Annotated in this window: 5 protein-coding genes and 1 pseudogene; 1 reads left to right on the top strand and 5 read right to left on the bottom strand. The window is 61.1% G+C overall.

What is annotated here, in order from left to right; genetic code table 11:
* Positions 1-40 precede the first annotated feature (40 nt).
* From qhpG to QZR14_RS13460, 4 genes are read right to left on the bottom strand one after another with little or no spacing between them, the layout of a single operon-like run.
* Positions 41-1,342 carry a flavin-dependent monooxygenase QhpG gene (gene qhpG / locus QZR14_RS13445; RefSeq protein WP_311996829.1) on the bottom strand — a complete coding sequence of 434 codons (1,302 nt, stop codon included), beginning with the start codon at positions 1,340-1,342 and terminating at the stop codon, positions 41-43.
* Positions 1,339-2,016 (bottom strand): subtilisin-like serine protease QhpE, encoded by a 678-nt coding sequence (gene qhpE, locus QZR14_RS13450; RefSeq protein ID WP_311996830.1) that lies wholly within the window; start codon positions 2,014-2,016, stop codon positions 1,339-1,341. Before qhpE ends, qhpG begins: the two co-directional genes overlap by 4 nt.
* Entirely contained in the window at positions 2,006-3,724 is a 1,719-nt protein-coding gene (locus QZR14_RS13455; protein WP_311996831.1) for an ABC transporter ATP-binding protein, read from the bottom strand. The genes qhpE and QZR14_RS13455 overlap by 11 nt, the downstream gene beginning before the upstream one ends.
* A complete protein-coding gene (locus QZR14_RS13460; protein WP_311996832.1) occupies positions 3,724-5,628 on the bottom strand; it encodes a sigma-54-dependent Fis family transcriptional regulator in 1,905 nt (634 codons plus the stop codon). The genes QZR14_RS13455 and QZR14_RS13460 overlap by 1 nt, the downstream gene beginning before the upstream one ends.
* A 131-nt stretch (positions 5,629-5,759) precedes the next feature.
* Between QZR14_RS13460 and QZR14_RS13465 the strand changes: the two are divergent.
* Positions 5,760-5,978: pseudogene (locus tag QZR14_RS13465) on the top strand (hypothetical protein); the annotation flags it as partial.
* Between the two features lie 66 nt (positions 5,979-6,044).
* Here the strand turns inward: QZR14_RS13465 and mrdA are convergent.
* A complete protein-coding gene (mrdA, locus tag QZR14_RS13470; protein ID WP_250607017.1) occupies positions 6,045-7,937 on the bottom strand; it encodes a penicillin-binding protein 2 in 1,893 nt (630 codons plus the stop codon).
* Positions 7,938-8,104: the final 167 nt, after the last annotated feature.

Here is an 8,104-nt window from a genome sequence, read left to right on the forward strand (position 1 = left end):
CAAGAGCACCCTCACCCAGCCCTCGCCCCCTGAGAAAGGGTCAGGGTGAGGGCCGATATCCCTGACTCAACAGCCATCCCTTGATCACCCTGCCCTGCTCTTCACTCAATCCCGCCAACACTTGATCGGCTGGCTCCGTGTGCAACCGTCGCACCAGCGGCGCCACCTCAATCCCCTGCACATGCCAGATCCCCAACGGCTGATCCGTCGTAATCACCACCTCGACCTCATCGACAAAACCATCCCGCAACACAGGCATCCGCTCGATCCTGAGCGCTGAAAAATCCGCCGCTGCGTGCGCCACCCGAGCATCCGGCCAGGACTGCCGCGCCTGCCAGAATGGCTGTTCGGACCAGCGCTGTTCATCGGCATAAAAATCACGGCCAATCCGCGCAAAGCGCAAGAACAACTGTTCGACCCGCTGCTGATGAAAGCGCTGCGCCAGCGCCGCACGCTCGGGTTTATGCAACAAGGTGTTGATCACCACCGGTGCCTGCAACGCTGACGACAGCGACTGAAAAATCCCGTTGCCCGATAACGGATCCACCGCCATCGCCGCATCACCGACACGTATCCAGTTTTCGCCGCACACTTGCGGTGAAAGAATCGCCGTACTGCTACGCGCGTGCAGGTGCGAATCGGTCTCTGCGCCATCGGCAAAAAACGCCCGCGCAAAATCCGAGACGTGCCGACGGTGCCGGCAGTAATCCAGCAACTGCGCCTTGCCCGGCAATTGGGCACTGGCCACATCCACCGTCCATTGCCAATAACATTGCCCATCGGCGCGGCGCGCCATCCACGCCCAGCCGTCTTCAAGGCCTTCCACCGCACTGGCGGTCGTGCCCGGCGCACCTTGCCAGCGATTGAGCAGGCTGACTGTTTCCGGCCCGCGCAAACCTTTACCGAGCGACGGCGCCTGACGTCCCCGCGCTTCGACGAGAAAATCCGCGAATACCGCCACCCCGCCATCCAGAGCGATTCGATGTCCGTTTACCGAGGACTGCACACTCAGCACGCGACCCTCGACCCGCTCAACCCCGGCCTCGCGCAAAGCGTCACGCAAACCGCGATCAAAGGTTGGCCGATCCAGCAGAAACTCGATGTTCTGCGCGTGCTGCTGACCGTTCCAGTTCACCTGCCGCCGGGACGGCAGCAGCGCACCTGCCAACGCATGCTGCAGCCCCGCGCCGCGCAAGGCGTCCAGTACCCGTTGCGAAACGCCTTCCAGTGCCGCAAAGCGTCGCCACTCGCTGATCAGCGTCACCGGATAGCCAAGCCGTCGCAGCCCCAGCGCGACCGCCGCGCCCGCCGGGCCTGCACCGAGGATCACGATCGCCGTCATGGCCCGGACCGTCGTTCAGGCCCGCGATAGCGCGCGCTGCGTTTCAGCCACTCGATAACGTCCGCGTTGCTCGCGCCAGGATGTTCGAGGAGAAACCCGGCGATATGCCCGCTCAGCGCCGCACAGCCCAGACTCGCTCCGGACTGCCCCGGATAAGTGCCGTGCACACACGCGGCAAAATCCGCCTGCGCGCTGTCGAGCCACGACCACTGTTCTTGCGTGCAACGCGCATCCCCGGTCACCCGCAACACCTGCGGATAACTCGCCGGAAACACCGCCGCACCCTGCGCCGGACTCGACGCACAGAGCAACACGCCGCGCGCCACCGCTGCCGCACAGGCCTCGCGCAACAAGCTGCGATCCTGACGCAAACCGAGGCTCAGATTGATCAAGCGCACGCCTTGCGTCACCAGCCAGTCAATCGCCGTGGCGATCTGCAACGCACTGGTCACGCCACGTTGATCAAACACCTGCGCCAGGCAAATCTGTGCCGCCGGTGCGCGGCGGCTGATCGCTTCGATCACTGCACTGCCATGCCCGAGCGGATCATCGCGCACATCACTCTGCGCCAAGCCGTCCTCCAGCAGTGAAAAACGCTGCCCGGCAATCACCTGCACACGCTGCGCCGCCGAGTGCCCACTGTCGACCACACCGATACGTAACTCAGGCTTCATGCAGCACCGTTTTCGAAGTCAGCACACCGTCGAGCAATTCGAAGCGCAGATCGGCATCGGCCAGGGTCGACGGCCGATGGCTGATGAGGATGCGCGTGCGCCCGGCAAACAGACGGTCGATGGCTTCAATCACTTCACGCTCGGTGGCTTCATCGACCGCTGAGGTTGCTTCGTCGAGCACCAGAATCAACGGATCCTGCAACAGCGCCCGGGCAATTGCGATGCGCTGTTTCTGTCCACCGGACAACTGCTGACCCCGCTCGCCCAACGGGCTGTCGAGACCTTCGGGCAACGAGGCGATCAGGCTGTCGAGTTGCGCCAGTCGCGCCACTTCGGCAATCGCCTCGCGACTGGCATCGGGTACCGCATAAGCGAGGTTGTCGGCCAGGCTGCCGCGAAACAGCACGATGTCCTGACTGACTACGGCGATGCGTCGGCGCAGTTCGAACAGATCCAGCTCGCGCAGATCCATTTCACCGAGCAACACCCGGCCAGACTGCGGATCGTGATGCCGCTGCAACAGATCGATCAGGGTAGATTTACCGACGCCGGAGCCGCCGCTTAACGCGACTTTCAAACCGTAAGGAATCGTCGCCTCTATGCCACTCAATGTGCTCGGGCGGCCCGGATGGCTGAAGTGCACATCGTCAAAGCGCAGTTCGCCCGAGGCCGGCAGCGGTTGCGGCGTAACCGGCGAGCGTACGGTCGGTTCTTCGCCGCGCAACTCCATCACCCGGCCGAGGCTGACTGTCATCCGTTGAATCGCCACGTACAGCCCCAACAGGCTTTGCACGGGCCCGACCGCCATGCCCAGATAGGTGGAAAACGCGATCAATGCGCCGAGCTGCCAAGTGCCCTGCACCACCCAGTAGCCGCCAATCAAAAACGCACAGGCGCGGGACAACGACGTCAACGTGCCCGGCACGGCCTGAGTGAAAAACTCGGTAACTTGCAGGCGCAGCAACTGATTCATGTAACCCTGCCCCAGACGCTCCAGGCGCCGCGCTTCACGCTGCTGCTGCCCGGCGGACTGGATGAACTTCATCACCGGCAAGGTCTCGACCATGAATGACGACATGTCCGCCGAACGCTCGCGCAATTGCCGCACATCGCGCTCGACCTTGCGCCGCATCCAGCGCAGCCACATCACATCGAGGGGGATCAGCACCAATGCCAGCAACGAAAGTTTCCAGGACAGCGTAAAGAGCATGGCGATCGCCACCACCAGCCCGATCACACTCGATACCGCAGAGAACAGCGAATCCACGGCAAAGCGCTGGATTTCCGCGACATCACCATCAAGGCGCGACATCAGATCACCAATACGCCGCTGCCCATAAAAGCTCGGTGACAGGGTTTGCAGATGCCGATAGAGGTCGTCGCGCAGGGCAAACAGAATGCGCCCGGACAGTCGCGTATGCAGATAACGGTTGATCCCCGACAACGCCGTGCCAAGCAATCCGGCGATGATCATCAGCACCGCAATCATCACCAGCATCGGGAAGTTGCGCGCCAACAGGCCATCGTCGATCAGCAACTTCACCAGCCACGGTTGGACCAGCACCAGTAACGAGGCGCACACCGATAACCCGAGCAAACCGGCAATCGCCAAACGCTGCGGGCGGACGAAACTGTACAGCCAGCGCAACGCCGTTTGCAGCGCGGCGGGGTCGCGGCTGTCGATCAGCCTTACGATGAAGCGCTGCATCACGAGCGCAACTGTTTGAGTTTGCGATACAGCGTCGCGCGACTGATACCAAGAGCGTCGGCAGCCGCTGAGACATTGCCCTGATGGGTATCGAGGGACTGACGGATCATCTCCAGTTCGTTCTCGCGAATGCTGCCGGCCTGGGGTTTCTCGGTGACGCTGAGCTCGTCGAGCATGCTGTCGGGCAAGTGATCGAGGGTCAGCACGGTTTCACCCGGCTCGCGCATGGCCAACCCAGTGCGCAGGACCATCTCCAACTGGCGAATGTTGCCGGGCCAGTGATAGGCGCCGAGCAGACGATCGAGGTCGTCGTGCAGCAACACATTCGGCGCGTCGAGCTTGCTTAAAAGGCTGGCGACCAGAGCGGCAAAATCATCGCGCTCGCGCAGGGCCGGAAGCATGACGCTGATGCCGTTGACGCGATAGAACAGGTCCTCGCGAAACTGCTTGTCGGCGACCTGTATTTTCAGGTCGCGGTGGGTGGCGCAGATCAGCGCAATGTCAATGTCCTGTTCTTCCCCGGCACCGAGCGGCGCAACTTTGCGATCCTGCAAAACCCGCAGCAACCGCGCCTGCAAGGCCAGCGGCATATCGCCAATTTCATCGAGAAACAGCGTCCCGCCGTGGGCTTGTTGCAAGCGTCCGATCATGCCGCCGCGTCGCGAGCCGGTGAACGCGCCTTCGCGGTAGCCGAACAGTTCCGACTCGATCAGGCCTTCGGGGATCGCCGCACAGTTCACCGCCACAAACGGTCTGTTGCAACGACTGCCGGCCATGTGCAGAGCTCGGGCAATGACTTCTTTACCGGTACCGGTTTCGCCGAGGAGCAAGACTGGCAACTCATTGGCCAGACCTTGGCGCGCCATGCGCAAGGCCCGCGCATAGCGGGTGTTGCTGCCAGCCAATGCGTCCAGATCCGCTTGCGGCTTGACGCTTTTCGCCACGCTGCGCGGTGGCCCGCCGAGGTTGACCGAACGCGCCGGCGCACGCAGGGCTTTGTAGAAAAACTCACCTTTGGCAGTTTGCAGACTGCCGACGCCGCCATGCTGTAAACGACTGAGCAGTTGCACGCCATCGACACCGAGAAACTCTTCACAACGGCGACCGACCAGCGCCGAACGTTCGGCCCGCAGCAACTGACAGGCCTGCGCGCTGACCGCGAGAATCTGCCCGCCGAGACTGACTGCCAACAAGCCTTGCCATGGCGACTCCAGATACTGCCGGCGACTGTGAAACGCGAGAACGATCTGCTCGGGGAAACTGTTATTGAACACTCGGCTTTCGATCTGGCTGACCGCCATGCTCAGCAATGCGGTGCTGTCGTGCACGCGGCCAAGCGGGCCTTCGCGCGTCAGATCAAGGACACCGAGAATCTCACCTTGCGGGCAATGAATCGGCACCGAGGTGCAGGAAAAATCCGTGAGGCGATCCAGGTAGTGTTCGCCGCAATCGATCAGCGTCGGCCGCGCTTCGACCAGTGCGGTGCCGAGGGCATTGGTGCCGCGCGCCGCTTCGCTCCAGCAGGCGCCGAGGGTGATGTCTTGCAGACCGCTGCCCTTGAGCCGGTCGGCACGTCCTTCGACGGCGAGGATGGTTGCATCGGAGTTGGCAAGGATGATCAGGCCTTCTTTGCCTTGGCGTTCGGCGAGGTAATCGATGGCCGGCATCGCCGCATCGATCAGCAGGCGATTGCTTGCCAGCAACACGTCGAGGCTGACGCCCGACTCCAGGGACAGCTCGTGTTTGCCGTTGAAATGCACGCCGTGACTGAGGCTGCGCCGCCACGAAGCATCGATCTCGGCACGGAGCACGCCGTCGGGTACCTGGCCCTCCAGATGGAGCTTTTCCCGGGCGAGCCGGGCTTCGTGGCGAGACTTGGGATCGGTGGTTTTTATAAGAGTCATCAAGCGCTCCGTAGCGGTCCGCTTTGCGCTTTCTTTATTCGAGCGCCCTGACGGCAATCTTTACGTTAACGTCAGGGCGATGGCAAGCACCGCAGGGCGATTAGGGTTCGATGGCTAGCGAATCACCTCTGCGCATCGGTTACACCACGCTCAGTCCTTCGTTGCCACTGTCCGGGATGAGGCCAGCAAGCGCAGGTCTACCTGCTTCGCGATTCGTCCTGTAACGAAGACTGCCAATCCGCCAAGGTCGAAGCCTTTCTGGTGGAGCAAGGCTTGCAAACCTCAACTTTGAGGATCGCGTGCAGCGCAACTACACCGCCACGATGCTCGAGGGTTACCACTGCAAATAGACTTTGCAAGCGGAGCTCACAACATCGGTTCGCCTTGCGTGAGCCGGTGCTGTGAGCCGTAGAAGGTTAAACGTGCGGGTCACCCGGCGCTTTCGTCGGCGCGGCGTATTGCGGCTTGAGATGGCCGTCCTGATCAAGTAACCAGGCGTCCATGATCTGTCGCACCACAGGACCGGCCACACGACCACCGGCCTCACCGTTTTCGATCATCACCGAAATCGCGATCTTCGGATGTTCGGCCGGTGCAAAGCCGACGAACAAGGCGTTATCGCGGTGGCGTTCAAGGGTCTTCTCGCGGTTGTAACGCTCGCCCTGCTTGATCGCCACGACCTGTGCCGTACCACTCTTGCCAGCGATGCGATACTGCGCGCCGGCAGCGGCCGCACGCGCAATGCCTCGCGCATCGTGCATCACCATTTGCATGCCGTGGTTGACCTGCTCCCAATCGCGCGGATCCTTGAGCAGAATGTTCGGCATCGGATGCTCGTCGACCGGGGCGACGCCATCAACGGTCTTGGCCAGGTGCGGACGATTCCACACACCTTTGTTGGCGATCAATGCCGTGGCTTGAGCCAGTTGCAACGGCGTGACCTGCATGTAGCCCTGGCCGATACCGAGGATGACCGTTTCGCCCGGGAACCAGGCTTGCCGGCGGGTTGCGCGTTTCCACGCTTGCGATGGCATCAGGCCGGGAGACTCTTCAAACATGTCCAGCGAGACTTTCTCCCCGAGGCCGAACATCGCCATGTAATCGTGCAGGCGATCGATGCCGAGCTTGTGCGCGAGGTCGTAGAAATAGGTGTCATTGGAACGCATGATCGCCGCATCCATATCCACCCAGCCGTCGCCGCTGTGGTTCCAGTTGCGGTACTTGTGATCAAAGTCCGGGAGTTGGTAATAACCGGGGTCGAAGACGCGCGTCTGCGGTGTCACGACGCCGGCGTCGAGGCCGGCGATTGCCACTTCTGGCTTGATCGTCGAACCCGGTGCGTAGAGCCCGCGCAGCACACGATTGAACAGCGGCCGGTCGATCGAATCTCGCAGTGCCGAGTATTCCTTGGAACTGATGCCCGTGACGAACAGGTTCGGGTCAAAGCTCGGATTGCTGACCATGGCCAACACTTCGCCGGTCGACGGATCGAGCGCGACCACTGAACCACGACGATCACCCAATGCGGCCTCGGCAGCTTCCTGCAGTTTGATGTCGAGGCTCAGGACAATGTTCTGGCCCGGGATCGGGTCGGTGTGTTTGAGCACACGGAGTACACGACCTTGAGCGTTGGTCTCCACCTCTTCGTAACCGACGTGACCGTGTAGTTGCGCCTCGTAGAAGCGTTCGATGCCGGTTTTGCCGATGGATTGCGTACCGCGATATTCCACCGAGTCGAGGCTCTTGGATTCTTTTTCGTTGATCCGCCCGACGTAACCGATCGAATGGGCAAAATGCGCGCCGAACGGGTAATGGCGGACGAACTGCGGCTCGACATCAAGGCCTGGGAGGCGGAACTCGTTGACTGCCAGTACGGCGATTTGTTCTTCCGTCAGCTCATAGAACAGCGTCACCGGCGTAAACGGATGACGGGACTGCTTCATGGCTTTATCGAAGACTGTTCGATCTTCTGCAGGCAAATGCAGAAGGTTGATGACCTCGTCCAGTTCTTGATTGACGTCGGTGGCGCGTTCGCGGGTGATAGTCAGGTTGAAACTGGGGCGGTTATCGGCGAGCAGCACACCATTGCGGTCGTAGATCAAGCCGCGTGTCGGCGGGATCGGCAAGACGTGGACGCGGTTGTTTTCGGAGATCGTGGAGTGGTAGTCGAATTCCACCACTTGCAGGATATACAGGCGCACGACCAGGGCGCAGCTGATGGCGAAGACGAACAAGGCGCAGGCGATCAAACGTTTGTTGACCAGACGCGTCTCTTTTTCGTGGTCCTTGATCGGAATGGGTTCAGGCATTTCTACAGCAACTCTTTAACATAAATGAGTGCCGATCCGTGGGCATGACATCAGTCCGTTAAAAAAACGAGCTGCACCATACCAAAAACTGCAAGGTCATTTCAGAAGGAATTTTCACAATGGCAGCCCTTGCGACGGTTGGGGCCGGTCAATGTGTTGGCAATAAC

The sequence above is a fragment of the Pseudomonas sp. rhizo66 genome (genome assembly GCF_031931925.1).
In the GTDB taxonomy this organism is placed as follows: domain Bacteria; phylum Pseudomonadota; class Gammaproteobacteria; order Pseudomonadales; family Pseudomonadaceae; genus Aquipseudomonas.

Bases quoted from the DNA above. Each gene is read 5' to 3' on its own strand.
- QZR14_RS13460 (WP_311996832.1), bottom strand. From the start codon at position 5,628: ATGACTCTTATAAAAACCACCGATCCCAAGTCTCGCCACGAAGCCCGG.
- QZR14_RS13455 (WP_311996831.1), bottom strand. From the start codon at position 3,724: ATGCAGCGCTTCATCGTAAGGCTGATCGACAGCCGCGACCCCGCCGCG.
- mrdA (WP_250607017.1), bottom strand. From the start codon at position 7,937: ATGCCTGAACCCATTCCGATCAAGGACCACGAAAAAGAGACGCGTCTG.
- qhpG (WP_311996829.1), bottom strand. From the start codon at position 1,342: ATGACGGCGATCGTGATCCTCGGTGCAGGCCCGGCGGGCGCGGCGGTC.
- qhpE (WP_311996830.1), bottom strand. From the start codon at position 2,016: ATGAAGCCTGAGTTACGTATCGGTGTGGTCGACAGTGGGCACTCGGCG.